Origin of the sequence: Pseudooctadecabacter jejudonensis (genome assembly GCF_900172275.1) — a bacterium.
Taxonomy (GTDB): Bacteria; Pseudomonadota; Alphaproteobacteria; order Rhodobacterales; family Rhodobacteraceae; genus Octadecabacter; species Octadecabacter jejudonensis.
The window spans coordinates 1-23,653 of the sequence record NZ_FWFT01000004.1; the positions used below are offsets into that span (position 1 = coordinate 1).

Annotated in this window: 24 protein-coding genes and 1 riboswitch; of the genes, 18 read left to right on the forward strand and 6 right to left on the reverse strand. The window is 60.5% G+C overall.

Going from position 1 to position 23,653, the window contains the following annotated elements; all coding sequences use genetic code 11:
* Positions 1–113 precede the first annotated feature (113 nt).
* On the forward strand, positions 114–1,325 hold the full coding sequence (locus tag PSJ8397_RS12155) for an NAD-dependent succinate-semialdehyde dehydrogenase (RefSeq protein WP_235000731.1): 1,212 nt from the start codon (positions 114–116) through the stop codon (positions 1,323–1,325).
* 26 nt (positions 1,326–1,351) lie between these two features.
* On the forward strand, positions 1,352–2,605 hold the full coding sequence (kynU, locus tag PSJ8397_RS12160; RefSeq protein ID WP_085864898.1) for a kynureninase: 1,254 nt from the start codon (positions 1,352–1,354) through the stop codon (positions 2,603–2,605).
* Here the strand turns inward: kynU and PSJ8397_RS17360 are convergent, their stop codons facing one another.
* The 4 genes from PSJ8397_RS17360 to PSJ8397_RS17045 are packed head-to-tail and all read right to left on the reverse strand — an operon-like array spanning position 2,606 to position 5,547.
* Positions 2,606–3,211 carry a TRAP transporter large permease subunit gene (locus PSJ8397_RS17360; RefSeq protein ID WP_159453144.1) on the reverse strand — a complete coding sequence of 202 codons (606 nt, stop codon included), beginning with the start codon at positions 3,209–3,211 and terminating at the stop codon, positions 2,606–2,608. It abuts the gene before it with no gap.
* A complete protein-coding gene (locus PSJ8397_RS17365) occupies positions 3,205–4,467 on the reverse strand; it encodes a TRAP transporter permease (protein WP_085864900.1) in 1,263 nt (420 codons plus the stop codon). Before PSJ8397_RS17365 ends, PSJ8397_RS17360 begins: the two co-directional genes overlap by 7 nt.
* 12 nt (positions 4,468–4,479) lie before the next feature.
* Complete coding sequence (locus PSJ8397_RS12175) at positions 4,480–5,340, reverse strand: TAXI family TRAP transporter solute-binding subunit (protein ID WP_085864901.1); 861 nt, start codon at positions 5,338–5,340, stop codon at positions 4,480–4,482.
* 57 nt (positions 5,341–5,397) lie between these two features.
* The gene (locus PSJ8397_RS17045; RefSeq protein ID WP_159453145.1) at positions 5,398–5,547 is read right to left on the reverse strand and encodes a hypothetical protein; all 150 of its coding nucleotides are present in this window, start codon (positions 5,545–5,547) and stop codon (positions 5,398–5,400) included.
* Between the two features lie 93 nt (positions 5,548–5,640).
* Between PSJ8397_RS17045 and PSJ8397_RS12180 the strand changes: the two genes are divergently transcribed.
* From PSJ8397_RS12180 to PSJ8397_RS12205, 6 genes are all read left to right on the forward strand, one after another.
* Positions 5,641–6,528, forward strand: coding sequence for a LysR family transcriptional regulator (locus tag PSJ8397_RS12180; protein WP_268794671.1), 888 nt, complete (start codon positions 5,641–5,643; stop codon positions 6,526–6,528).
* Between the two features lie 434 nt (positions 6,529–6,962).
* A riboswitch (cobalamin riboswitch) is annotated at positions 6,963–7,181 on the forward strand.
* A gap of 124 nt (positions 7,182–7,305) precedes the next feature.
* Positions 7,306–7,701, forward strand: coding sequence for a DUF1636 family protein (locus tag PSJ8397_RS12185; RefSeq protein ID WP_085864903.1), 396 nt, complete (start codon positions 7,306–7,308; stop codon positions 7,699–7,701).
* Positions 7,698–8,471, forward strand: coding sequence for an ABC transporter ATP-binding protein (locus tag PSJ8397_RS12190; RefSeq protein ID WP_085864904.1), 774 nt, complete (start codon positions 7,698–7,700; stop codon positions 8,469–8,471). Before PSJ8397_RS12185 ends, PSJ8397_RS12190 begins: the two co-directional genes overlap by 4 nt.
* Before the next feature lie 78 nt (positions 8,472–8,549).
* Positions 8,550–9,455 carry an ABC transporter substrate-binding protein gene (locus tag PSJ8397_RS12195; RefSeq protein ID WP_407691751.1) on the forward strand — a complete coding sequence of 302 codons (906 nt, stop codon included), beginning with the start codon at positions 8,550–8,552 and terminating at the stop codon, positions 9,453–9,455.
* Positions 9,456–9,458: 3 nt separating this feature from the next.
* On the forward strand, positions 9,459–10,517 hold the full coding sequence (locus PSJ8397_RS12200) for a FecCD family ABC transporter permease (RefSeq protein WP_085864905.1): 1,059 nt from the start codon (positions 9,459–9,461) through the stop codon (positions 10,515–10,517).
* A gap of 48 nt (positions 10,518–10,565) precedes the next feature.
* Entirely contained in the window at positions 10,566–12,197 is a 1,632-nt protein-coding gene (locus PSJ8397_RS12205; RefSeq protein WP_085864906.1) for a sulfatase-like hydrolase/transferase, read from the forward strand.
* A 9-nt stretch (positions 12,198–12,206) separates the two neighbouring features.
* On the opposite strand, the gene hemN is transcribed toward PSJ8397_RS12205, so the two are convergent.
* Positions 12,207–13,553, reverse strand: a complete 1,347-nt coding sequence (gene hemN, locus PSJ8397_RS12210) for an oxygen-independent coproporphyrinogen III oxidase (protein ID WP_235000733.1) — start codon at positions 13,551–13,553, stop codon at positions 12,207–12,209.
* A 63-nt stretch (positions 13,554–13,616) separates the two neighbouring features.
* Between hemN and fnrL the strand changes: the two genes are divergently transcribed.
* The 10 genes from fnrL to ccoS all read left to right on the forward strand — a co-directional run bounded on the left by fnrL (position 13,617) and on the right by ccoS (position 22,648).
* The gene (gene fnrL / locus PSJ8397_RS12215; RefSeq protein ID WP_085864908.1) at positions 13,617–14,345 is read left to right on the forward strand and encodes a transcriptional regulator FnrL; all 729 of its coding nucleotides are present in this window, start codon (positions 13,617–13,619) and stop codon (positions 14,343–14,345) included.
* Between the two features lie 62 nt (positions 14,346–14,407).
* The gene (locus tag PSJ8397_RS12220; protein ID WP_085864909.1) at positions 14,408–14,815 is read left to right on the forward strand and encodes a universal stress protein; all 408 of its coding nucleotides are present in this window, start codon (positions 14,408–14,410) and stop codon (positions 14,813–14,815) included.
* 107 nt (positions 14,816–14,922) lie between these two features.
* On the forward strand, positions 14,923–16,572 hold the full coding sequence (gene ccoN, locus PSJ8397_RS12225; protein ID WP_085864910.1) for a cytochrome-c oxidase, cbb3-type subunit I: 1,650 nt from the start codon (positions 14,923–14,925) through the stop codon (positions 16,570–16,572).
* Positions 16,573–16,583: 11 nt separating this feature from the next.
* Positions 16,584–17,309 carry a cytochrome-c oxidase, cbb3-type subunit II gene (gene ccoO, locus PSJ8397_RS12230; RefSeq protein ID WP_085864911.1) on the forward strand — a complete coding sequence of 242 codons (726 nt, stop codon included), beginning with the start codon at positions 16,584–16,586 and terminating at the stop codon, positions 17,307–17,309.
* A gap of 15 nt (positions 17,310–17,324) precedes the next feature.
* Positions 17,325–17,561 carry a cbb3-type cytochrome c oxidase subunit 3 gene (locus PSJ8397_RS12235; protein ID WP_085864912.1) on the forward strand — a complete coding sequence of 79 codons (237 nt, stop codon included), beginning with the start codon at positions 17,325–17,327 and terminating at the stop codon, positions 17,559–17,561.
* Entirely contained in the window at positions 17,554–18,411 is an 858-nt protein-coding gene (gene ccoP / locus PSJ8397_RS12240; RefSeq protein WP_085864913.1) for a cytochrome-c oxidase, cbb3-type subunit III, read from the forward strand. Before PSJ8397_RS12235 ends, ccoP begins: the two co-directional genes overlap by 8 nt.
* A gap of 76 nt (positions 18,412–18,487) precedes the next feature.
* Positions 18,488–19,903, forward strand: a complete 1,416-nt coding sequence (gene ccoG / locus PSJ8397_RS12245) for a cytochrome c oxidase accessory protein CcoG (protein ID WP_085864914.1) — start codon at positions 18,488–18,490, stop codon at positions 19,901–19,903.
* Positions 19,900–20,349, forward strand: a complete 450-nt coding sequence (locus PSJ8397_RS12250; RefSeq protein WP_085864915.1) for a FixH family protein — start codon at positions 19,900–19,902, stop codon at positions 20,347–20,349. Before ccoG ends, PSJ8397_RS12250 begins: the two co-directional genes overlap by 4 nt.
* Positions 20,346–22,490: a heavy metal translocating P-type ATPase gene (locus PSJ8397_RS12255; protein ID WP_085864916.1), complete on the forward strand. Its 2,145-nt coding sequence runs from the start codon at positions 20,346–20,348 to the stop codon at positions 22,488–22,490. The genes PSJ8397_RS12250 and PSJ8397_RS12255 overlap by 4 nt, the downstream gene beginning before the upstream one ends.
* Entirely contained in the window at positions 22,487–22,648 is a 162-nt protein-coding gene (gene ccoS / locus PSJ8397_RS12260) for a cbb3-type cytochrome oxidase assembly protein CcoS (protein ID WP_085864917.1), read from the forward strand. Before PSJ8397_RS12255 ends, ccoS begins: the two co-directional genes overlap by 4 nt.
* Here ccoS and PSJ8397_RS12265 read toward each other — a convergent pair.
* Positions 22,639–23,649, reverse strand: a complete 1,011-nt coding sequence (locus tag PSJ8397_RS12265) for a cytochrome d ubiquinol oxidase subunit II (protein WP_085864918.1) — start codon at positions 23,647–23,649, stop codon at positions 22,639–22,641. The two genes, ccoS and PSJ8397_RS12265, sit on opposite strands and share 10 nt — an antisense overlap.
* Positions 23,650–23,653: the final 4 nt, after the last annotated feature.

Here is a 23,653-nt window from a genome sequence, read left to right on the forward strand (position 1 = left end):
TGGCCGCACAGCACCTCAACCTGCCGCAACTTCGTGACAATCTCTTCCGGCTTGTGTCGTTTGATTCCCATATTTGATCCTCCGTTTCATAACTATACGGGCGGACCACTTCAGTGGGGGAGGATCATCAGGAAGAAATCGCGCAATCCATCACCTTGGAACACGGCAAACCTCTCGCGCAGGCCCGTCTTGAGGTCATCCGTGGGGCCGAGTTCTTTGAATGGGACGCAGGCGAAGCAATGCGCACTTATGGCCGCGTGATCCCCGCCGCCAAGGGTCATAAATTCACGGTCCATCATCAACCCATCGGTGTGGTCGCTGCGTTCTCTCCGTGGAATTTCCCGATGAGCCAACCCGCCCGCAAAATTGCAGGCGCGCTCGCCTCTGGTTGTTCGATCATTCTAAAGGCTGCCGAAGAAACGCCTGCTGGCGCGATACATATCGCCCGCGCGTTTGAGGATGCCGGGCTTCCAGCCGGTGTTTTGAACCTTGTGTTTGGCGACCCCGCCGAAATTTCTGGTCATCTCATCCCGCAAGATCCTGTGCGCCTTGTCGCGTTCACAGGATCCACGCCCGTGGGCCGGCACCTCACGACGCTGGCGTCTGAGAATATGACCCCCGTGCTGATGGAACTGGGCGGCCATGCCCCCGTGATCGTGTGCGAAGATACGGACGTTCAGGCGGCCGCCGTCTCGGGCGCGATCCGCAAGATGCGCAACGCGGGTCAGGTTTGCACATCGCCCACGCGCTTCTTTGTGCATAAGGCCATTTTCGGTGACTTCGTCGACACATTTGTCGCCCGTGCCAAACAAACCGTCGTCGGCAATGGCATGGAGGACGGGGTGGAAATGGGGCCACTGGCCAACGACCGTCGTGTCCCTGCCCTGACGGGCTTGGTCGAAGACGCCCGTGCCAAGGGGGCAACCGTCGCCACAGGCGGCGCGCCCCATGGCGATAGGGGATATTTCTTTGAGCCCACCGTGCTGGTCAACGTACCCGATGATGCGGACATCATGCAGGTCGAACCCTTTGGCTCGATTGCGGTGATCAATCCTGTCTCGTCGCTGGATGATGCGATCACACGCGCCAATTCCGTCCCCTACGGTTTGGCGGGCTATGCCTTTACCAACCGCGCGGACTACATCGACCGCCTTATTGATGAGGTCGAAGTTGGCAATCTGTCGATCAACACCCTAGAAGCATCGATGCCGGAAACCCCCTTTGGTGGCGTAAAGTCCAGCGGCTACGGTCGCGAAGGCGGCTTAGAGGGGTTAGACAACTACATGACCGTCGAGAACGTCTGGCACGCGTCACAGATCGCATAACCGCACCGCATATCAGGAACAAATCAATGACTGCTCAAGACACCATCACCCGCGCCGACACGATCAAGATGGATGGGGCTGACCCCATCGCCCACCTGCGTGACCGCTTTGCGTTGCCCGAAGGTGACATCTATCTGGACGGCAATTCGCTAGGCGCGCTGCCGCACGGCGTGATGGAACGGCTTGAGGTTGCTGTCAAAGACGAATGGGGCAACGGGTTGATCCGCAGCTGGAATGATGCGGATTGGTATCCCGCCCCGCAGCGCGCGGGCACCGCAATTGCGCGTATTCTGGGGGCCGACGACGACGAAGTCATCGTGTGCGATTCCATTTCGGTCAATCTGTTCAAGCTGCTGGTTGGGGCTTTGCGGATGCGCAAGGATCGTAAGATCATCGTGTCGGAAATCGGTAACTTCCCAACTGACGTTTATATCAACCAAGAGGTCGCAGACATCATGGGGTGCGAACTGCGCTGCGTGATGCCAGAAGAGGTGGAAAGCGCGATTGATGACGCGGGGATTGACCTTGCCCTCGTCCAGTTGACGCACGTGCATTATAAATCGGGCCGCATCTACGATATGGCCGGCATCACCAAACTGGCGCAAGACCTTGGCGCTTTGGTGATCTGGGATCTGGCGCATTCCGCCGGATGCCTGCCCGTGCAGTTGAACGCCTGTAATGCGGATTTCGCTGTTGGGTGCGGCTACAAATACCTCAACGGTGGGCCCGGTGCGCCTGCGTTCGTCTTTGTCGCCCGCCGTCACTTTGACGCGATGAACCAACCCCTGCGCGGGTGGCATGGTCATGCGGAACCCTTTGCATTTACCCAAGACTACAAGCCCCACCCAACCATCGACCAAATGCTGACCGGCACCGCGTCGCAACTGGCGACCCTCGCTCTGGAAAAGGCGATGGAGGTGTTTGCCGATGTCGATATGACCGTGCTGCGCCAAAAGAACATGGCCTTGGGCGATCTGTTCATCGCGCTTGTAGAACAGGAGCTTGACGGTATGGGCTTTGGCCTTGCCAGCCCACGGGATGCGGAGCGCCGCGGCTCGCAAGTGTCGCTGACCCATGAAAACGGGTACGCCATCATGCAAGCTGTCATCGCGCGGGGCGTGGTGGGCGACTTTCGTGCGCCCGACATCCTGCGCTTTGGCTTTGCCGCACCCTACGTGCGCTACGTTGATATCTGGGATGCCGTTGCCCACCTGCGCGAGGTGATGGAAACAGGCGAATGGCGGCGCCCCGAATTTAACGAAAAACGTGCTGTCACCTAATCAGCGTCGTGTCATCGGGCTGACGGCCAGCATCGTGAAGGCAGTGGCAAAGCGCAGGACGACTTTCGGCAGGCTCAGCTTGCGCAGATCAAACGCCGACAATGCCGACGAGAACAGCCAGATGCAGAAACACGTCCGCGCGGTGATCCAGAGGAACGGCAGCAGGCTGAACGCCTCAACGATCAGGATCGTGGGGTAGAAGGCAAAGATGAACGGGATGATGAATTTCGCCATACCAAGGCGGAACGACATGAACGATGTCATCAATGGGTTCGCCCCCGCACTCGGTGCCGCCGCATAGGCCGCGATGGCCACAGGCGGGGTGAGTGAGGACGCAACACCGTAGTAGAACACGAACATATGCGCGGTCAGCATCGATACGCCAAGCGCCTGAATGGCAGGCCCCATAACAAGGATGATAATCAGATACGCAGGCAACGTCGGCATCCCCATGCCAAGCACAAGCGCACCGACCATCGCCACCAGCAGCGCCGAAAACAGGCTTTCACCTCGGATTTCAGCGATGACACCCGCCAGTTTCAGGCCAAGACCCGTACTATCAAGCGAACCCACGAGAATACCAATCGCGGCAATCGCGATCAGCAATGTTGCACCCGATTCCGCCCCTTCAGGAACGACCGCCAAACACGCATCGGATCACGACGCACTTCGGGGTTAATCACCGCCAGCGTCAACAACACAATCACGGCATAAAGACCAGCCGCAGAGGTGGAATACCCCAACAAAAGTGATGCGATCACAACCGCAATCGGGCCGATGAACAGGACCAAATTGATCATATCAAGGCGGAGGATCTTGTCCTCAACCTCAAGCGGCTTGACCTCGATGCCCTGACGACGGGCCTCAACGGTGACGGCTGAAAACAGGCTAAAGTAGTAGAACAACGCCGGGAACAAGGCCGCGACGATGATGTGCAGGTATCCCGCGCCTGTCAGGTCCGCCATCACAAGTGCTGCCGCACCCATGATCGGCGGCATGATCTGCCCGCCCGAGGACGCCGTGGCCTCGATACCTGCCGCGAACGTCGGGGAAAACCCGCGTTTCTTGATCATCGGAATGGTGAACGTCTCCGTGCCCACGATATTCGCGACGGTCGAGCCCGACATGGTGCCAAACAGCGACGACGACAAAATCGCCGCGTGCGCTGGCCCGCCGCGCGTGCGGCGTGTCGCGAGGAACGCGAATTTCAGCAGTGTATCCCCTGCCCCCGTGCCCTCCAGCAGAACACCGAAGATGATGAAGACAAAAAACGTGACCAGCACGATGTTGGTGATCGACCCAAAGACACCTTTGTTGGTGTTATACCAAAACGCCTCAGACACATCGACCATATCAAAGCCGGTGTGTTCCAAGATACCGGGCAGGTTCTGGCCGAACAGCAGGTACAGCACGCCGAGAGAGCCAACAGTAAACAAACCCCAGCCCCAAAGGCGGCGACACAACTCCAGAAACACGACCAAACCGACAAAGGCGGGGATCGCGTCGCTTTGACGGACATCATACAGCGACACTTCCATCAACGTCTGAACGGAATAGAAGGACCAAACAGCCCACAAACCACCCAAGACCAACGCGACATCGACCACCGTCAGCGGGACCCCAAATGCGCCCTGCCCACCCCCACGATCCGCGCGACGCGTGCGCGACACGGCTACGGCAACGATCAAAGCCAGCGCAAAACCACCTGCGCGGTGCAGCTTGGGATCGATCAAATCAATACCCGAACTGTAAAGGGCGATGACGCCCAAAATGAAACAAGCGACGCTGGCAAGGACCACGAAAACGCGGTCTGTCAGGCCAAGACGAAGCTGGTCGGTTCCGTTGGTGGTCGGATCCGTCATGGTATGCACTTTCTAGGATGGGTCTGTGAAACCCCGCGCCAAAGGCTGGCGCGGGGCGAGCGATGCGTTAAGGGCGCAGCGCGTCTGGAATGTCGTATCCAGCTTCTTCGTAGTAGCGCAGCGCAGCGCACCGGGGTGCAGTGGCACATTGATCGCAGTAAAGGCCGTTTCAAGCGTCACGTTCTGCAGGAACAACGCAGTTGCATGCACTTCATCCAGACCTTCCCAGAACGCCTTTGTTGCTTTGTAAACAATCTCTTCATCAGCCCCTGCATGGGTGCCGATAAACTGGAAAAAGCCCAGCGATGTAATCGTGCCTTCAGTCAGCTGACCCTGATAGGTGTCACCCGCAAACTGCATCATACCACGGCCCGGAGGGCCAAACAGCGCCTGCATGTCTTCATTCGCGATGGCCTCATCAGGAATAGACAAGATGCGGAATTCACCAGACAAGCCAAAGCGTTCGATATTGGCAGAGCCCACTTCGGCAGGTCGCACCATCATGTCAATCTGGCCATCAGACAAAGCGGCATAGCCTTCGCCCCAGCTCAGACGCACCGCTTCGTAATCTGTTCCAGGCTCATACCCGGTCAGATTGCGGATCAACGCCTCAGATGTGGCCGATGCCGAACCGGCCGGTGGGCCTGTGAACACGGTCTTGCCCGCGATGTCTTCCCAGTTTTCGATGCCGGACCCAGCAAGCGTTACAGGGTGATACGCACCCGCTTGAAACCCAAGGATGGACCGCAGATTGCCCGCCACTTCGGGGGCATCCTCAACCGTTTCATACATCCGCGCGCCATTGGCCATCAGACCAACAAGCGATGGCGCGGATGAGAAAAATTCAATCTCACCGCGCGCACCGCTCAACATAGAACGCGTCAGGGTTTGACCCGCATTCACCTGAATATTCACATCAGCTTTCGCAGCTTAATTGGCAAAAGCGACAAACATTGTGTGAACCGGGTCGCCCACACCAGCAGTTTCGCCTGCATAAATCTGGGCATTCGCCACAAGCGGCGCAGTCAAAACAGCGGCGGCTGTAAACAGACCACCAACAGCATTTCTCAAGTGTTTCATAGAATCCTCCCATTCTCTGCGCGCAGCTGAACAAACGTGAAACATGACGAATAATCATTTATGCAACTGGAAACATAAGGAACTGGTATAAGTATTGATCCCCGTCATCTTGCGCAATTATCCGTCGTGGTAGAGGCCGGGTCCTTCCAATCGGCCGCTGACAGGCTTGGCGTCACGCAACCAGCCCTCAGCCGGAATATGCGCACTCTCGAACAACGTTTGGGCACGGCCCTTTTTCGGCGCGAAGGCCGGCGCAGCGTCCCCACCACGCTTGGTCTGCGGCTTGCGCGCAGTGGCCTCTCCATCCGCATCGCCGAAGATCAGGCACGTGCAGCAGCCGATCAATCGCTCTCTGGGACTGTGGGGGAACTCCGGATAGGGGCGCCACCGATTATTGCGGGGCGGTTTTTGACGGACCCGCTCTCGCAATTCAAAAAAGAGAACCCTGGCAGCCGGATCGAACTGCGCACCGGCCTTGTCCACGAATTGCGCGCGATGCTGGAACGCGGGCAAATCGATCTGATCCTCGGACCTCAAATCCTCGCAGATCCAAGTGACAACCTCGAATTTGTAACCCTTATTGACGATCGCGTTGGCATCATGTGCCGCGCGGAACACCCTTTGACGCAGCGCGCGACCCTGTTGCCGTCTGACTTGGAAGAACAGGTTTGGCTCGCCCATTCTCGCGGCAGCCTTTTGCGCCAACAATCAGAGGCCGCGATGATTGCCTCTGGCGTAAAGTCGGTCAACGTCCCCTGTGAAACGGATTCCATTCGTTCGGCGCTTGAGATCGTCGCGCAGACGGATCTGGTGACCACCATGCCCCGTGCGACGACCGCCCCCTACCTCGAAGATAGGCTCGTATTTCTGAGTTTCGATCACTCGCAGTTTCATCGTCCCTTGGGTTTCATCAGGCGGCGCGATGAAGCACACGACCACACTGGCGCCCTGTTCCTCAAGGCGATCAAAAGCATGCTTTGAGGGAACCTGCGCCTCAAACGGGCGGAGGGGCAGTCCAAAAGAATATCGCGCTGCCCGTCTTGGACGTTGCCGTCCAAAGCGGCCCTATTTGCGGAAAACTTGAACCAATTCACTTTACTGGATCGCGCCCACGACACTGAAACCACGGGGCCGCATCATGTGTCATTTTCAAAATTCGAAAACAACATCAATGCATTGAAGCATCCTGAAAATGCGGGTACGCCGCTTCGGCTCTCGTCCGCACCCCTACACAAGATCAAGAGTAAAAGACATGCCCCCCCGAGGGGGGCCGCGTCTTTAGTTACTGCCGCCTCATCTTCCGTGTGCTGTTCGCCCCAGAACACGCAGACTGGCCTGTAGATCTGCATCTGCGCGCAGGATCCGGCGACACGTCAAAGGGGGGCGATTTGTGATTGACCGCTGCGTGGATTTCCTGTCTGCTTTCGTGCGATGGTTCTCGGACGCCCAATTTGCTGACGAGATGAAAAGGGAACACGGTGAGGCGTAGCCAATAGGCACCAAATCCGTGACTGCCCCCGCAACTGTGAGCGGTGAGCACCCCCAGCGAAAACCACTGGACGATGCGTCTGGGAAGGTTTGGGGGAACGCAACGATCCGCAAGTCAGGAGACCTGCCATCACCGGCGTGCATCCGCACGGCGACCTTTTCACACGATGCAGGCGGGGCGCTTGGGTCAGGAGCATACGATGGCACAGCTTGGCTGCGCGCACCAACATGGTTCATATCCCCTCCCCCGTTTGATGGGCGGAGGGCCTGATGAAACATCGCATTACCATTTGCACATCCTGTCGGCACAAGGGCACAGACTGCCGTCCCGGGTATGAGCTGATCGAAAAACTGCGCCGCGCCATCGCAGAGGCGGGCGACGCGGTGCCAGAGACGTTTGAGGTGTCAGGCGTGGCCTGCATGGCGGGCTGCGACAGGCCCTGCACTGTGGCCTATCACGGCACCCGCAAGGCGACGTACCTGTTTGGCGACATTGATCCCGCGACAGACATTGACGATCTGGTGGTTTTCGCACAGCAATATTCCTACCTGCATGACGGGTGGTGCTCATCGGTGGACCGCCCCCGAAAGCTGCGCAAATCCACCCTCGCCCGCGTCCCCGCCGCGATCATGGCGATTGAGGAAACAGAGGCGCAGGCGTCATGACCGCCGCCCGGTTGTCTGTCTCCAACCTGTCGTGGTCGCCCAAGCGCACGCCTTTGCTGCATCCCACCAGTTTCGATCTGGCGCCCGGGCGCGTGCTGGGTGTCGTGGGGCCCAACGGGGCGGGCAAAACCACCTTGTTGCGGCTGCTCTACCGGTTTCACAAACCGCTGACAGGCACCGTCTGCATAGATGGCCACGACATCTGGGCGTTGCCAGCCAAATCAGCTGCCCAGCGTGTGGCGGCCGTTTTGCAAGAACACCCCAGTGATTTCGCCCTGACCGTGGCGGACATCGTCGCGCTTGGCCGCACGCCCCACAGGCGCGGATTTGTCGGCAACACCGGCGCGCGCGACCGCCAGATCATCGATCAGGCCATTGACCGGCTGGACCTGAACGGGCTGACCCACCGCCACCTTGGCACCCTGTCCGGCGGGGAACGTCAACGGGTCATGGTGGCCCGTGCGCTGGCGCAGGACCCCCAGTTGCTCATCCTCGATGAGCCGACGAACCACCTCGATATCCGCCATCAGCTTGAGGTGCTCGATCTGATCCGCACCCTCCCGCTGACGATCGTGACCTCTTTACATGACCTCAACCTCGCGGCCGATGTCTGCGATGACATCCTGATATTGCAAGACGGGCGCACGATTGGCTTTGGCGCACCGGATGCGGTTTTGACCGAGGCCGCCGTTTCAAACACCTTTCACGTGACCGCGCGCCGCGAACATCTGTCGCGCAGTGACACCACACACCTGACCTTTCATCTTTGACACAAAGGATCCCCCACGATGAAGCACCTGATGATGACAACCACCGCCCTGATGGTCACGGCCACCGCAGCCTTGATCATGACGGGCTCCGAGGCCGAGGCCGAGGCCGAGGCCACCGTGCAAAGCTGTGACCGCACCGTCACCTTCGACACCCCGCCCGAGCGCGCGATTTCCAATGACGTGAACCTGACGGAAATGATGCTGGTGCTGGGCCTGACCGACCGCATGGTGGGCTACACCGGCATTTCCGGCTGGAACAAGCTGGATGCCGAAATGACCGAAGGCGTGGCGGAACTGCCTGAGCTGTCGGCGCAGTATCCCTCAAAAGAGGTCATCGTGGGCGCAGATGCCGATTTCTTCTTTGCCGGCTGGAACTACGGCATGAAAGTGGGCGGCGAAGTCACGCCAGAGACGTTGGCGCCGTTCGGCATCAAAGTGTATGAGCTGACGGAATCCTGCACCCACATCATGGACACCGATAAAGCCAGCATCGACATGATGTATGCCGACCTGATGAACCTTGGCACCATCTTCGGGGTCGAAGACCGCGCCGCAGAGGTTGTTGACGGCTACCGCGCAGACCTTGCCGCGTTTACAGACGGCCTCGACACGGGTGAGCCACTGCGTGTGTTCGTCTATGACAGCGGCGAAGACACGCCCTTTACCGCAGGCCGCTACGCCATGCCCACCGCGCTTATTGAGGCTGCGGGCGGGGTGAACATCATGGATGATTTTGAGAAAAGCTGGGCAACGGTCACATGGGAAGAGGTCGTCGAGCGCAACCCGGAGGTCATCGTCATCGTCAATTACGGCGATGTCACCGCGGAACAAAAGCGGGCGTTCATGATGTCCAACCCCGCCTTTGCCGATCTGGACGCCGTGCGCAACGACCGCTTTGTGACGCTTGAGTATGTCGAGGCCACCCCCGGTCCGCGCAACATCGAGGCCGTCAAAACCCTCGCCAATGCGTTCTGGTCGAACTGATCCATGACCAGAGCCACCCACATCCCCACCGCCCCGCGCCGGACCGGCCGGACCCCGGCCCTGTGGCTGGGCAGCGTTGTGGTGTTGGTGGCCTCGTTGTCGTGTGCAATTTCCGTGGGCGCTGTCGGGGTGCCTATGGGAACCGTCTGGGGCGTGATCCTCAACAAACTCTCGCCCGATCTGATTGAAGCAACATGGCGCCCCACGCGTGAGGCCATCGTCTGGGACATTCGGTTCCCGCGCGCCTTGTTGGCCATGATGGTGGGGGCCGGGCTGGCAATGGTGGGCGCAAGCCTGCAGGCCGTCACCCGCAACCCGCTGTCGGACCCGCATTTGCTGGGCATCTCATCCGGCGGGGCGTTCGGGGCCATTCTGGCTCTGCTGCACACGGGGCTGTTTTTGGGCCTGCTGACAGTGCCCCTGATGGCGTTTTTGGGCGCGCTTTTGGCCACGGCCATCGTGCTTGGCGTGTCGCGCTTTGCCGATGCGACCAGTGCGGACCGGCTGGTGCTGGCCGGTGTGGCTGTGTCGTTCATCATCATGGCGGCCGCCAACGTGTTAATTTTTCTGGCCGATCCACGGGCCACCCATACGGTGGTGTTCTGGATGCTGGGGGGGCTTGGCCTCGCCCAGTGGTCGCAACTGATCTATCCATTGGTCATTCTTGTGGGCTGTGCCGCGTGGCTGATGCTGCGCGCGCGCGATCTCAATGCGATGACGGTGGGCGACGAGACGGCCTCGACCCTCGGGATCCCTGTGGCGCGGTTTCGTCTGTCTGTGTTCATTGCAGGGGCGCTGATCACCGGTGTGATGGTCGCCTTTTCGGGGATCATCGGCTTTGTCGGCCTGATGGTGCCCCATGTGGCGCGGATGATCGTGGGCGGGGATTACACGCGCGTTCTGCCGTTTTCTGCCCTGCTGGGGGCGGTGTTTCTGCTTTGGGCGGATATTGCCGCACGCACCGTCATGGCCCCTGAAGATATGCCCATCGGCATCATCACCGGCCTGATTGGCGGGGTGTTCTTTGTCTGGCTGTTGCGGCGCAAACCGGCGTTGGCCTGACGCAGACGCCGGTTTTCCTTGCGCCAGCGAATGGGGTACAAGACGGATATGAAAATTCTATACATCATGTTCGACCAGCTGCGGTTTGACTACCTCAGCTGTGCGGGTCACCCCACGATGCACACCCCCAACATCGATCGCATCGCGGCCAAGGGCGTGCGGTTTACCAACGCCTACACCCAATCGCCCGTCTGCGGTGCCGCACGGATGAGCGCCTATACGGGCCGCTATGTCAGCAGCCACGGCGCGCAATGGAACGGCTACCCCTTGCGTGTGGGTGAGGTGACCTTGGGCGATCATCTGCGCGACGCTGGCGTGGGCTGCTGGCTGATCGGCAAGACCCACATGAAAGCAGACGCCGCAGGCATGGCGCGGCTTGGTCTGGCCCCAGACAGTGTGATCGGCGCGCGGCAGGCTGAATGCGGTTTTGACGTGTGGTGCCGCGACGACGGGCTGTGGGCCGAAGGCCCGGACGGACGCTATGACCAAAAGCGCAGCCCGTATAACGAATACCTCAAATCCAAGGGCTACGGCGGCAACAACCCTTGGGCCGACTTCGCCAACGCCGCAACAGACGGCGATGACGTGGCCAGCGGATGGTTTATGAAAAACGCCAATCAGCCTGCCAACATCGATGAGCCCGACAGCGAGACACCGTGGCTGACCACCGAGGCAATCAAGTTTATGGAGGCCACGGACGGCCCCTATTGCGTCCACATCAGCTACATCAAACCCCATTGGCCCTACATCGTGCCCGCGCCCTATCACGACATGTACGGGCCGGGCGACATCCTGCCCCCCGTGCGCGACCCGTCCGAATTGGACGACCCGCACCCGGTCTACGCCGCCTTCACCCAAGGCCGCGTGGGGCAGACCTTTTCCAAAGATCACGTGCGCGACACCGTGATCCCTGCCTACATGGGCCTGATCAAGCAATGCGATGACCAGATGGGGCGGCTGTTGGACTACCTTGACCAATCGGGGCAAGCAGACGACACCATGATCATCCTGACGTCGGATCATGGGGATTATCTGGGCGATCACTGGATGGGCGAAAAGGATCTGTTCCATGCGCCTTCGGTCAAAGTGCCGCTGATCATCTACGATCCCCGCACGTCCGCCGATGCCACACGCGGCACCACCTGCGATGCGCTGGTCGAGGCGATTGATGTGACAGCCACCATCATCGACGCCTCTGGCCAGACTGTGCCCCACCACGTCGTCGAGGGGCGCAGCCTGATGGACTATGTCGAAGGCCGCACGCCAAAGGCCCCGCGCGATTATGTGATCAGCGAATACGACTATTCCAGCCATCCGGTGGGCGCCCGTCTGGGCCTTGCCCCCAAGGATGCACGGCTTTTCATGGTGGCCACCCAGGATTGGAAGCTGGTGCACTGCGAAGGCGGCCTGCCGCCCATGCTCTATGATCTGCGCAATGATCCCGATGAGTTGCGCGATCTGGGCCGCGATCCCGCCTATGCCGACGTGCGCGCGCAGATGTATGAACACTTGCACGCGTGGGGCCTGCGGATGTCCCAACGGGTGACCCTGTCGGATGACGACATCGCCGCCAAACAGGCAGGCCGCAAAACCGGCGTGATGATCGGTGTGTTTGAGGAGGACGACGTGCCCGCCGACGAAACCGTCTGCTATCGCGTCAAGACGCCGCCAAGATCCTAAGCAGACCTGTCACACCGCCAGGGAATGCACAAACGCGCCCTGCGCCGTGCAATCCATCTGCGCGGCAATCAACCGTGTCAGCGGGCGCATGTCATCATTTAAATGCAGCACGTCGCCATCGTAGGCCACGGCCCCTGCAAACAGTGTCATCAGGCGCCCAATGATCTGAACCAGATCTTCGCCGTGGTCGGGGAAATCTGTCAGAACCCGTGCAACACTGACCCGCCCGTCACACATGATCATGTCGATCAGGCGCGCCACAAAACGGTCGTGGTCTGACAAAACCAACCCTTTATGGGCGGCCAACCCACCCTGTTCCACCCGCTGCACATAGGCGGACGTCGACACGGCATTCTGCGCATACCCTTGCGGGAACTTTGAAATGGCCGAGGCCCCAAAGCCAATCAACGTGTCACACGGATCATCCGTATAGCCCTGAAAATTCCGCTGCATCCGCCCTGATGCGGCCGCTTTGGCCAAACTGTCGTGGGGCAGGGCAAAGTGGTCGATGCCCAGCGGCAGATAGCCCAGCGCCTCCAGGCGGTCTTTGGCAATCTGCGACATCTCAAACCGAGCCTCGGCGCTCGGCAGCGCCTCACCGGGGATCATGGTTTGACGTTTGGACACATGGGGCACATGGGCATAGCCATAAAGCGCCAGCCGGTCAGGCCGCAATGATGCCACCTGATCAATCGTCCGCGTCAGGCTCTCTGCGGTCTGAAACGGCAAACCATAGAGAAAATCAATATTGAGGCTCTGAACGCCCCCCGTCCGCAACTGGGCCACGACATCCTGCGTGACCTCAAAACCTTGTTCGCGGCCAATGGCCTTTTGCACGCGGTCGTCGAAATCCTGCACGCCGATACTGGCGCGGTCCATGCCGTAGCGGGCCAGACAGTCCAGCGTGGCCGGTGCGGCCTCGGTCGGGTCAATTTCAACCGAGAATTCGTAATCCTCTGCACGGCCAAAGTGGCCCGTGATGCTGTCGAGCAGCGTGGCCATCATCTCCGCGCTCAGCAACGTGGGCGTGCCCCCACCCAGATGCAGGCGAGACGCGGCGACCCCACGCGGCAGCACCCGTGCGGTTGCCTCAATCTCGGACATCAGGGTTTTGACGTACCCCGCAACGGGGCTGAGCGTCTTCGTGCCTTGGGTGCGGCAGGCGCAAAACCAGCACAGCCTGCGGCAAAACGGAATATGGGCATAGAGAGACACAGGCGCATCGCCGCGCACCTCCCCCAGCCAGCCGCGCTGCCTGCGCGCGCCCACGTCCGCCTCAAAGCGGTTGGCGGGGGGATAACTGGTATAGCGCGGGACCTTCGCGTCAAAAAGTCCAAGGCTGCGAAAAAGGTTCATATGTCTCATGACATCGTGTTAGCGTGGACGCAGCCACAGGAACCTTGATGTAGATCAACCCAGATGACTTTTGTTTTCAACGAACGCGATGGCTGCGGTAAATGTCCTATCCGGCACCGTGCCATCTGTGCGCGCTGCGACGCAGATGAACTGGTCCGGCTTGAGGGCCTGAAGTCCTACAAAACCATCGAAGCAGGCCAGACGATCATCTGGCGGGGCGATGACCTGTCGCACTTTTCCTCCCTTGTCAGCGGGATCGCATCGTTGTCACGGACTCTGGAAGATGGGCGCACGCAGATGGTGGGCCTGCTGCTGCCGTCTGATTTTATCGGGCGGCCGGGGCGGGACGTGGTGGAATTTGACGTGACTGCCGTCACGGACGTCACGTTGTGCCGGTTTGATCGCAAACCTTTTGAACAGCTGGTCGATGAAATCCCCCATGTCTCCCAACGGATGATGGAAATGGCATTGGATGAACTGGACGCCGCCCGCGACTGGATGGTCCTGCTGGGCCGCAAAACCGCGCGCGAAAAGATCGCGACCTTTCTTGAGATGATCGTGCGCCGCGATCAGACGCCTGTGCACTCAGGCGGCCAGCATGTCCTTCCCCTGACCCGCGAAGAGATCGCGAATTTTCTGGGCCTGACACTGGAAACAGTCAGCCGCCAGCTGTCGGTGATGAAAAAAGACGGCATCGTCGCGTTTTCAGATCGACGTCATTTCGCCATCACCGATCTGGAGGCCTTGCATGCGGCCACAGGCGATGATGCCGACGGCGGCATGATCATCTGATCCAGATCAAGGACGCGTCACCGCAATAGGCGCAGTCTTCTTTCACAGCGAAAGGAGACGCCATGTACAACCACATTCTGATCCCTGTCGATCTAGGCGCGCAAACGGATTACGCGCAGGCCGCCACGGTTGCGCGCGCGCTTTTGGCGCCCAAAGGTCGGCTGACCTTGCTGCATGTGATCGAACCGATCCCGATCTATGCGCAAAGCTACATCGTGCCCGATTTTGAAACTTCGACCCGCGACGCTGCGCGGACGGCCATGAACGATCTGGCCCAGTCACTGGGCGTTCAGAACACGGCCATCGTCATCGGGTCAGCGGGCCGATCGATTGTCACCTGGGCGCAGGAAAATGACGCCGATTGCATCGTCATCGCCTCGCACACACCGGGGCTAAGCAACATCGTCATGGGCTCAACCGCGACATGGATCGTCAAGCACAGCCCCACCGCCCTGCACGTTTTGCGCTGATCCGCGCCTTCTTGACATAGATCAAAGCCGCCCCAAGCGGCCCCGTGTAGCACAAACCCAAGACAACAGCCTGCCGCCCCATCTGCGGCCCAAATCGGGGGACCCCCATGTCAGCATTGAAACTCACTTTACTAGGCATCGTGATCTTGATCTCCGCCTATGCCGCCGATCAGGGGCGCGACCTTGCGTTCAGGGTGCATGGCTTTTTGATCCTGCTGGTGTCTGCGGGGCTCTTTCTTTGGACCTTGCGCAAAACTGATACGCCACGGCCCGCCGTGGCGATGGGCGACTACCAAGACGATGTGGTCCGCGCAGGCGTTCTGGCCACGGCGTTCTGGGGCATCGCGGGGCTGCTGGTGGGCGTGATCATTGCCCTGCAGCTGACGTTTCCCGCGTTGAACTTTGATTGGGCGCAACCCTTTGGCAACTTCGGACGTTTGCGTCCGCTGCACACATCCGCGGTGATCTTTGCCTTTGGCGGCAATGCGCTGATCGCGTCCTCCATCTATATTGTGCAACGCACCTCGCGGACGCGGCTGTTTGGCGGCAACGCTGTCTGGTTCGTGTTCTGGGGGTATCAGCTGTTTATCGTGCTGGCCGCCACAGGCTATCTGTTGGGCGCCAACCAATCCAAAGAATACGCCGAGCCCGAATGGTACGTGGACATCTGGCTGACGGTCGTTTGGGTCGTCTATCTGGTGGTTTTCTTCGGCACGATCCTGCGCCGCAAAGAACGCCACATCTACGTGGCCAACTGGTTCTTTCTGGCCTTCATCATCACCGTCGCCATGCTGCATGTGGTCAACAATCTGGCGCTTCCTGTCAGCATCTGGGGGTCCAAATCCGTGCAGCTGTTCGGCGGTGTGCAAGACGCGATGACCCAGTGGTGGTACGGCCACAATGCGGTGGGCTTCTTTCTGACAGCCGGTTTCTTAGGCATGATGTACTACTACGTGCCCAAACAGGCGAACCGCCCCGTCTATTCCTACAAACTGTCCATCGTGCACTTCTGGGCCCTGATCTTCCTGTACATCTGGGCGGGGCCACACCACCTGCACTACACCGCGCTGCCCGATTGGGCCTCAACCCTCGGCATGGTGTTCTCCGTGATCCTGTGGATGCCAAGCTGGGCCGGGATGATGAACGGTCTGATGACGCTGAACGGCGCGTGGGACAAAATTCGCACCGATCCGATCATTCGCTTTCTGGTCGCCAGCCTTGCGTTCTACGGCATGTCCACCTTTGAGGGCCCGATGATGTCGATCCGCGCGGTCAACGCGCTCAGCCACTATACGGACTGGACAGTGGGCCACGTGCACTCTGGCGCGCTTGGCTGGAACGGCATGATCATTTTCGCGATGATCTACTTCCTCACCCCCCGTCTGTGGAACCGTGGTGCGATGTATTCCACCGCTGCGATGAACTGGCACTTCTGGTGCGCCATGGTGGGCATCGTTATGTACGCCGCCTCCATGTGGGTCAGCGGCATCATGGAAGGCCTGATGTGGCGTGAGGTCGACGACCAGGGCTTCCTCGTCAATTCCTTCGCCGACACGGTGGATGCCAAATTCCCGATGTATCTGGTGCGTTCGGTCGGGGGGATCCTCTACCTCGCGGGGGCCGGGATCATGGTCTGGAACATGTGGATGACCATCCGCGGCACTGCCCGCACCACGCAAGCTGTGGCCCAAATGACCCCGCCCGCCGGCGAAGGGTCGGCCCCTGCGGCCCCCATCCCCGCCACCCCTGCTGAATAAGGACAAGACCCATGGCATTGATCGACAAACACGTCATCCTTGAGAAAAGCCCTACCCTGTTGCTGGCCTTTTCGCTGAGTGTCGTCACCATCGGCGGGATCGTAGAAATCGCGCCCCTGTTCTGGCTGGAAAACACCATTGAGGAGGTCGAGGGCATGCGCCCCTACTCCCCCCTCGAACTGGCCGGGCGCGACATCTACATCCGCGAAGGCTGCTACGTCTGCCACAGCCAGATGATCCGCCCCATGCGCGATGAGGTTGAACGCTACGGCCATTATTCACTGGCCGCGGAATCCATGTACGACCATCCGTTCCAGTGGGGCTCAAAACGCACAGGGCCCGATCTGGCCCGCGTGGGCGGGCGCTATTCGGACGATTGGCATCTGGCGCATCTGATCGACCCCCAATCGGTGGTCCCCGAAAGCATCATGCCCAGCTACGCCTTCCTGATGGAGGCGGAGTTGGAGACAGACTACATCGACGATCTGCTGCGCACCCACCGCAGGGTGGGCGTGCCCTACACCGACGAACAGATCGCCAGTGCCTCCGCCGATATTCGCGTGCAGGCCGATCCCTTGGGGGATTGGGACGGCGTGGTTGATCGGTATCCCGGGGCCGTGGTGGCCAATTTCGACGGCCAGGATGCGCTGACCGAAATGGATGCGCTGATCGCGTACATGCAAATGCTGGGCACCTTGGTCGACTTTTCGACCTTCGTGCCGGACGCCAGCCGATAGAAAGGACCCACCCCCATGGAAACATATACCGTGCTCCGTGAATTTGCCGACAGCTGGTTTCTGATCGCCATGTTCACCTTCTTTCTGGGCTGTTGTGCCTTCGCGTTCTGGCCGTCCCAACGCCGCGCGCGTGACGCCGCGGCCGCCATCGTGCTGCGCGACGACAGCCCGCCACACGCCACGGGCTGCGCCAACGCCTGCCCTGATTGCACCTGCAAAACCTTTCTGATGGAGGCTGAGACCAATGGATGACCCCCGCATTGATGACCTGACCGGTCGTGAAACCATGGGGCATGAGTTTGACGGCATCGAAGAACTCAACACGCCCATGCCCCGTTGGTGGCTGATCACCTTTTACCTGACGATCGTCTGGGGCATCGGCTACACCATCGCCTTCCCCGCGTGGCCGATGATTTCGGGCGCGACGGCGGGCCTTCTGGGCTATGCCACCCGCGAGGAGGTCGCCCAAGATATCGCGGATCATGACGCGTCCAACGCGGCCCTTGTGGATGAATTGCTGGCCGTGGATCTGGCCGCCTTTGATCCGCAGTCTGACCTGCACCGCTATGCCGTGGCCCGTGGCGGCGCGGTGTTTCGGGCGCAATGCAGCCAGTGTCACGGCTCAGGTGCTGCGGGGGCCATCGGTTTTCCGAACCTGTTGGACAACGATTGGCTCTGGGGCGGCGACTTGCCTGCGATCACCTATTCCATCACCCACGGCATCCGGAACGAAACGGATCTGGACGCTCATTGGTCCCAAATGCCCGCCTATGGGGATATGTTGGCCACGGATGAGATTGAGCAGATCGCAGATTTCCTACCCACCCTCGCCTCGGCCAACAACGACACCTCGGCCCCCGGTGCGGTCCTCTTTGCAGACAATTGCGCCGCGTGTCACGGCGACGCAGGCCTGGGCAACCGCGACATGGGCGCGCCCAATCTGGCCGATGCGATCTGGCTCTATGGCGGGGACCGCGACGACATCATCGAAAGCATCACAAACGCGCGCTTTGGTGTGATGCCCGCATGGGGCCAACGACTGAGCGAAGAAGACGTGCGCGCGGTCGCCACCTATGTTCACAGTTTGGGCGGCGGCGAATAACGAAACTTGACGCAGATCAAGGTTTGATCGGCTGGGGCACCTTAGGAAGGGACAACTTCCTCAAGGTGCCCTTTTCATGTCCACACCCACCCCCTCTCTTTATGCGGCCCACGAACCGGTCTTTCCACGCCGTGTGCGCGGCTGGTTCCGGTCGTTCAAATGGGCCGTCATGGCCATCACGTTGGGGATCTACTACCTGACCCCGTGGATCCGCTGGGATCGCGGCCCCAACCTGCCGGATCAGGCAGTTCTGGTCGATCTGGCGGGCCGGCGGTTCTATTTCTTCTGGATCGAAATCTGGCCCCACGAATTCTACTTCGTGGCAGGCCTCTTGATCATGGCGGGGCTGGGGCTGTTTTTGTTCACCTCCGCCTTGGGTCGGGTCTGGTGCGGCTATTCGTGCCCGCAAACGGTCTGGACGGACTTATTCATCCTCGTGGAACGCTGGATTGAGGGCGACCGCAATGCCCGCGTCAAACTGCACCGCGCGCCATGGTCCGTCCGCAAGGCACGGCTGCGCGTGACGAAATGGACAGTCTGGGCACTGATTGGCGTGGCAACGGGCGGGGCTTGGGTGTTCTACTTTGCCGACGCGCCCACCCTGCTGGGCCAGTTCCTGACGTTGACGGCCCCTGCCGTGGCCTGGATGACTGTGGCGATTCTGACAGCCACCACCTTTGTCTTTGGCGGCATTCTGCGCGAACAGGTCTGCATCTACATGTGCCCCTGGCCGCGCATCCAAGGTGCTATGATGGACAACGAAACCCTGACCGTCGGCTACCGCGACTGGCGTGGGGAGCCGCGCGGCAAAGCCCGCGACGCCACCGCCGGTGACTGCGTCGATTGCATGGCCTGCGTCAACGTCTGCCCCATGGGCATCGACATCCGCGACGGCCAACAGATGGAATGCATCACCTGCGCGCTGTGCATCGACGCCTGCGATGAGGTCATGGACAAACTTGGCCGCGACCGTGGCCTTGTGGATTATCTGGCCCTCTCCGATGCTCCACGCGAACAGGCCGGTGAGGCCCCGCGCCCTGCGCTGGCCCACATCTTTCGTCCGCGCATCGTCATCTATACCGCGATCTGGGCCCTGTTCGGGTTGGCCATGGTCTATGCCCTGTTCATCCGGCCAGAGATCGAGATGACGGTCGCCGCCGTGCGCAACCCCACCTTCGTGACCCTGTCCGACGGGTCCGTGCGCAACGCCTATGAGGTCCGCCTGCGCAACAAACACGGGGAAGACCGGCTGTTTGCCCTCGACGTGGCGGGTGATCTGGCGATGCATGTGACGCTGGAGGGCACGCCCTACCGCGCCGTCACCGTGCCCGCCAACGAAACACTGCGCGTGCGCGCCTACGTGACCGCACCCGCCACATCGGATGTGGCAACGGGCAACCAGACCCCGCTGCGCTTTTGGGTCCAAGACAACATCGCCGGCGACCGCGCCCATGTGAACACCCACTTCAACGGAACAGGATCCCGCCCATGACCGAACTTTCAGGAAAACACGTGGCCGCAATCTTCGGCCTTGGCTTTGGCACGATCATCGCGGTGAACATGACGTTGGCGTTTTCTGCAGTGCGGACGTTTCCGGGGCTTGAGGTGCGCAATTCCTATGTCGCAAGCCAGCATTTTGACGCCAATCGCGCGGCCCAGACCGCCCTTGGCTGGGATGTAGCGGCCAGGTTGCACGGCGACACCCTGACACTGACCATCACGCAAAACGGCGACCCTGTCCGGCCCCAGATCACCGCCGCCACCTTTGGGCGCGCCACATCTATCAGCGCAGATCAAACGCCTGACTTTACCTATGAAAACGGCGTCTTTACCGCGCCCGTTGCGGGCGGCGCAGGCAACTGGAACCTGCGATTGGCTGCGCGCGCCGCCGACGGCACGCACTTTCAACAGCGCATTATTGTGGACGCGGCACCATGACCGCCGCCTGCCCCGCCTGCGTCGCGGCCCCTGCGGCGATTGAATTGGCGCAAATGCCCGATGCCGTGCAGCTGTCCGTGCCCGCCCTGCGCTGTGCCGCCTGTATTTCGGCCATTGAAAGCCACCTGAACGCCCTGCCGGACGTGATGACAGCCCGCGTCAACCTCAGCCTGAAACGGGTCGAGGTCCGCACCGATCTGCCCACATCCGACATCACGCAGGCCTTGGCGTCCATCGGCTATGACGCCTACCCCCTCGATGCGGCCGCGCTTGGTGAGGACGGCGATCAGGCCGGGCGTGATCTTCTGATGCGCATGGGGCTGTCCGGCTTTGCCATGATGAACGTGATGTTGCTGTCCGTCGCTGTCTGGTCCGGCGCCGTGGGGGCCACGCGCGATCTGTTTCACCTGATTTCGGCGGCCATCGCGATCCCTTGTGTGGCCTATGCCGCGCAGCCGTTTTTCCGCAACGCCGCGCGCGCCCTAAAGGTCGGGCGCTTGAACATGGATGTACCGATCTCATTGGCGATCGTGCTGGCGGCGGCCATGTCTTTGTATGAAACGCTGCACGGCGGGGCGCATGCCTATTTCGATGCGGCCCTGTCGCTGACGTTCTTTTTGCTGATCGGGCGGTATCTGGAACACCGCACGCGGTCGGCGGCACGCTCGGCGGCCAAAGAACTCACTGCGCTTGAGGTCCATCAGGCCACCCGCCAAACCGCCCATGGCAGTGAGGTGGTGCCCATCTCGGCGCTCTCCATCGGCGACGCGATCGTCGTGCCCACGGGCATGCGTGTGCCGGTTGATGGCACGCTGACCTCCGCCCATGCGGACACCGACCGCGCGTTCCTGACGGGCGAAAGTGACCCCATCCCCCACACCCGTGGCGCGACCTTGCATGCAGGTGAGGTGAACCTCGGCGCGCCGCTGCATCTGACTGCCACCGCCGTGGGCACGGACACGCGGCTGCATCAAATCGCGCGGCTGGTGGACACCGCAGAAAACGCCCGCAACCGCTACACGTCGCTCGCGGACCGCGCCGCGCAAATCTACGCGCCCGCTGTGCATGTGCTGGCCTTGGTGACGTTCCTTGGCTGGGTCTTGGTGGACGGTGACATCCGCCATGCGGTCAACGTGGCGATTGCCGTTCTGATCATCACCTGCCCCTGTGCGCTGGGTCTGGCCGTGCCCGCCGTGTCCACCGCCGCGATATCAAAGCTTTATAAACTGGGGTTTTTGGTCAAATCCGGCACCGCCCTTGAACGGCTGGCCGAGGTGCAGACCGTGCTGTTGGACAAAACCGGCACATTAACCACGCCGAATTTCACCTTTGATCTGGGCAGCCTCAGCCCCTCTCAGTGCAGCATCGCCAAAGCGCTGGCCGATCACAGCGCCCACCCCCTTGCCCGCGCCTTGGGCCGTCATTTGCAAGAGAGTGTTCCAGCACCGCTGACCCAAATCGAAGAACACAAAGGCAAAGGCGTCCGCGCTGTGTGGACGGACACAGACGTTGCCTTGGGTCAGGCCAGCTGGCTTGGAGGGCGTGACGGCGAAGCGCGCCAGGGTCTGACCCTGAAAATCGGCCCCGTCACGATCCCCCTCACTTACAGTGAGGCGACCCGCGACGGTGTTCCCGCCATGATCGCAGGACTACAGAGCGCAGGCCTGACACTGGACATCATGTCGGGCGATACAGACGCCAAAACCCGAAGTTTGGCCGACCGATTGGGCATTGACCGCTTCGCCGGTCACATGAGCCCCGAGGACAAAAACGCGCGCGTCGGCGCGTTGGCGGACGCAGGCGCCACGCCTTGCATGATCGGGGACGGCATCAACGACACCATCGCGCTGACGCGGGCCCATGCCTCCATCGCGCCGGGCTCAGCCCTGGATGCCGCGCGCAACGCGGCCGATGTTGTCGTCGTGTCTGACAGCATGGCGCAGGTCCCCGCCCTGTTTGCGACCGCCCGCCAAACCGTGCGCCTGTCGCGGCAGAACTTTGCCATCGCGCTGGCCTACAACGCGGTTGCCGTTCCCATTGCAATCGCGGGGTTTGCCACACCATTGATGGCCGCGCTTGCGATGTCGTTGTCGTCGATCACAGTCCTTCTCAACGCGATGCGCATCGGAGTAAAACCATGAACGTCCTTGTCTTCCTGATCCCCGTGTCGCTGCTGCTGGGCACCCTTGGCGTGGTGGCCTTTGCGTGGACCCTGACGACTGATCAATACGACGATCCCGAAGGCGAGGCCTCCCGCATCCTCATTGACGAGGATACGGGGCGACCCGATCAATCGTAGCGCAACTCTCGCGCTTTGCCGCGGAAAATCCAATACGACAGCAAGGTGTAGCCGACGATTGCAGGCAGCACGAAAAGGGTGCCAACAAGGATAATAAACAGCGATTCCGGTGCCGAAGCCGCCTCATAAATGGTGATCTTTTCGGGCACCACATAGGGGTAAAAGCTGTAGGCCATGCCCCCATAGGCCAGCGTGAACAGCAAGGTTGCGGCCACAAATGGCAACCAGTTCAACCGGTCGTTCTTGAAAGGCATCTGGCGCAACATCCCCCAAAGCCACAAGATCAAAGCGCCCGACAAGATCGGCAACGGCAGCAAATACAACATCTGCGGAAACGAGAACCACTTGTCGAAAATCCGATCGCTGACAAAAGGGGTGGCCAGTGACACAGCAGCAATCCCGAGGATCAGGCCCCAGATACCGCCCCGCGCCCAAGAAATGGCCTTGGCCTGCAGGACGTCACTGTTTTTGTGGATCATCCATGTCGCCCCGATGAAACTGTAGCCGACCGTCAGGAAGACCGCCGTCAACACCCCGAACGCCACATGGCCCCATGTGTAGTCGAGGCCCATCACATACATGCCCAGCATGAAACCCTGGCTCAATGAGGTCATCAAAGATCCCACAAAGAACGCATTGTTCCACAGTCGTTTGTAGGCGGCAGGGGCCTTCACGCGGAATTCAAATGCAACGCCGCGCAGGATCAGGCCGATCAACATGATCACAACGGGGCCATAAAGGGCCGTCAAAATCTCACCATGTGCTGTGGGAAATGCGACCAGCAACAGCCCGACAGCCAGCACCAACCACGTCTCATTTGCGTCCCAGAACGGACCAATCGATGCGATCATCGCGTCCTTTTCGTCTTCGTTGGCAAGAGGGAACAATACCCCCACGCCAAGGTCAAACCCGTCCAGAACCACATAGACCAGAATCGACAAGCCCATCAGCCCGGCAAAGACAAACGGCAGCCACTCAGCCGGATCCCCAAACGTATACATCAGT

Coding starts and splice junctions, on each gene's coding strand:
- kynU (WP_085864898.1), top strand. CDS start 1,352: ATGACTGCTCAAGACACCATCACCCGCGCCGACACGATCAAGATGGAT.
- PSJ8397_RS17365 (WP_085864900.1), bottom strand. CDS start 4,467: ATGACGGATCCGACCACCAACGGAACCGACCAGCTTCGTCTTGGCCTG.
- PSJ8397_RS12175 (WP_085864901.1), bottom strand. CDS start 5,340: ATGTTGAGCGGTGCGCGCGGTGAGATTGAATTTTTCTCATCCGCGCCA.
- PSJ8397_RS17045 (WP_159453145.1), bottom strand. CDS start 5,547: ATGAAACACTTGAGAAATGCTGTTGGTGGTCTGTTTACAGCCGCCGCT.
- PSJ8397_RS12185 (WP_085864903.1), top strand. CDS start 7,306: ATGAAACATCGCATTACCATTTGCACATCCTGTCGGCACAAGGGCACA.
- PSJ8397_RS12190 (WP_085864904.1), top strand. CDS start 7,698: ATGACCGCCGCCCGGTTGTCTGTCTCCAACCTGTCGTGGTCGCCCAAG.
- PSJ8397_RS12195 (WP_407691751.1), top strand. CDS start 8,550: ATGACGGGCTCCGAGGCCGAGGCCGAGGCCGAGGCCACCGTGCAAAGC.
- PSJ8397_RS12200 (WP_085864905.1), top strand. CDS start 9,459: ATGACCAGAGCCACCCACATCCCCACCGCCCCGCGCCGGACCGGCCGG.
- PSJ8397_RS12205 (WP_085864906.1), top strand. CDS start 10,566: ATGAAAATTCTATACATCATGTTCGACCAGCTGCGGTTTGACTACCTC.
- hemN (WP_235000733.1), bottom strand. CDS start 13,553: ATGAACCTTTTTCGCAGCCTTGGACTTTTTGACGCGAAGGTCCCGCGC.
- fnrL (WP_085864908.1), top strand. CDS start 13,617: ATGACTTTTGTTTTCAACGAACGCGATGGCTGCGGTAAATGTCCTATC.
- PSJ8397_RS12220 (WP_085864909.1), top strand. CDS start 14,408: ATGTACAACCACATTCTGATCCCTGTCGATCTAGGCGCGCAAACGGAT.
- ccoN (WP_085864910.1), top strand. CDS start 14,923: ATGTCAGCATTGAAACTCACTTTACTAGGCATCGTGATCTTGATCTCC.
- ccoO (WP_085864911.1), top strand. CDS start 16,584: ATGGCATTGATCGACAAACACGTCATCCTTGAGAAAAGCCCTACCCTG.
- PSJ8397_RS12235 (WP_085864912.1), top strand. CDS start 17,325: ATGGAAACATATACCGTGCTCCGTGAATTTGCCGACAGCTGGTTTCTG.
- ccoP (WP_085864913.1), top strand. CDS start 17,554: ATGGATGACCCCCGCATTGATGACCTGACCGGTCGTGAAACCATGGGG.
- ccoG (WP_085864914.1), top strand. CDS start 18,488: ATGTCCACACCCACCCCCTCTCTTTATGCGGCCCACGAACCGGTCTTT.
- PSJ8397_RS12250 (WP_085864915.1), top strand. CDS start 19,900: ATGACCGAACTTTCAGGAAAACACGTGGCCGCAATCTTCGGCCTTGGC.
- PSJ8397_RS12255 (WP_085864916.1), top strand. CDS start 20,346: ATGACCGCCGCCTGCCCCGCCTGCGTCGCGGCCCCTGCGGCGATTGAA.
- ccoS (WP_085864917.1), top strand. CDS start 22,487: ATGAACGTCCTTGTCTTCCTGATCCCCGTGTCGCTGCTGCTGGGCACC.
- PSJ8397_RS12265 (WP_085864918.1), bottom strand. CDS start 23,649: ATGTATACGTTTGGGGATCCGGCTGAGTGGCTGCCGTTTGTCTTTGCC.